Origin of the sequence: Mesorhizobium sp. M1A.F.Ca.IN.020.06.1.1, assembly GCF_004023265.1 — a bacterium.
GTDB lineage: Bacteria > Pseudomonadota > Alphaproteobacteria > Rhizobiales > Rhizobiaceae > Mesorhizobium.
Genome location: NZ_RZSR01001385.1, coordinates 1 through 1094, shown reverse-complemented (window position 1 = coordinate 1094; position 1094 = coordinate 1). Strand labels below are relative to the sequence as shown.

Genomic DNA, 1094 nt, shown 5'->3' with positions numbered 1-1094 from the left:
GTGCCGGTGATGATGTCCACCCTGCCCTCGACGCCGCAGTGCTCTGCCGATCCGCGTCCGTGCTTGCCGACGAGGCCCACCGCGTGGCTGTCATCGACCATCACAATCGCGTCGTACTTTTCGGCGAGATCGCAGACGCCGCCAAGATTGGCGATGATACCATCCATCGAGAATACGCCATCGGTCGCGATCAGCTTAAAGCGCGCGCCACCAGCCTTCTTCAGTTCCTCCTCAAGCGCCGCCATGTCGTTGTTCGCGTAGCGAAAACGCTTCGCCCTCGATAGCCGCACGCCGTCGATGATGGAGGCGTGGTTCAACGCGTCGGAGATGATCGCATCATCTTCGCCCAGCAGCGTCTCGAACAAGCCGCCATTGGCATCGAAGCAGGATGAATAGAGAATCGTATCTTCCAGCCCGAGGAATGACGAGATGCGCGCTTCGAGCTGTTTGTGCTCTTCCTGCGTGCCGCAGATGAAGCGCACCGAAGCCATGCCATAACCGTAGCGGTCGAGCGCGCCCTTGGCCGCTTCGCGCAGATCTTCACTGTCAGCAAGTCCCAGGTAATTGTTGGCGCAGAAATTCAGAACTTTCGAGCCGTCAGCCACCTCGATTTGCGACGATTGCATCGAGGTGAGGATGCGCTCGGATTTGTAGAGGCCAGCGGATTTCAAGCCGTCGATTTCATTTGAAAGATGCGAAATAAATGAGGATGTCATGCTTAATCCCTGCGCGGCGAGTTCCTGAGGGTGCCAGTCCTCAACTGTTAGCCTGTCATCGCAGAATCGAGAGCTGCATTTCGCTTCAATTTGAGATCCGAAGCGCAACGCTCGCTTCAAAAATTTCTCGGAAGTGCTTCAATTTCGGCAATAGTGCCCTGCAGCTTGCAAGAGCAGTCCGGGATCGCACACCTGAGACACGACCTCGGTATCGCTTCGAGGATGCGTGAGAACTTCGCATGCACAGCCGACATGCAGCAGATTTCCGAACCTCGATCGACACAAGCCTGAGATCGCCCGGCAATTTTCAGCTTTGATTATCGGGAGGAAGAGACCCCTGGAACCCTATCGTTAGACAGGATCCGGCTCGGCCCCCCC

General features: G+C 56.7%; 1 protein-coding gene. It reads right to left on the bottom strand.

Annotated features, from left to right (window positions below; all coding sequences use genetic code 11):
- Positions 1 to 716: aminotransferase class I/II-fold pyridoxal phosphate-dependent enzyme (locus EOA60_RS34235; protein ID WP_128312684.1), on the bottom strand; the 716-nt coding region annotated here is incomplete at its 3' end.
- Positions 717 to 1094 lie beyond the last annotated feature (378 nt).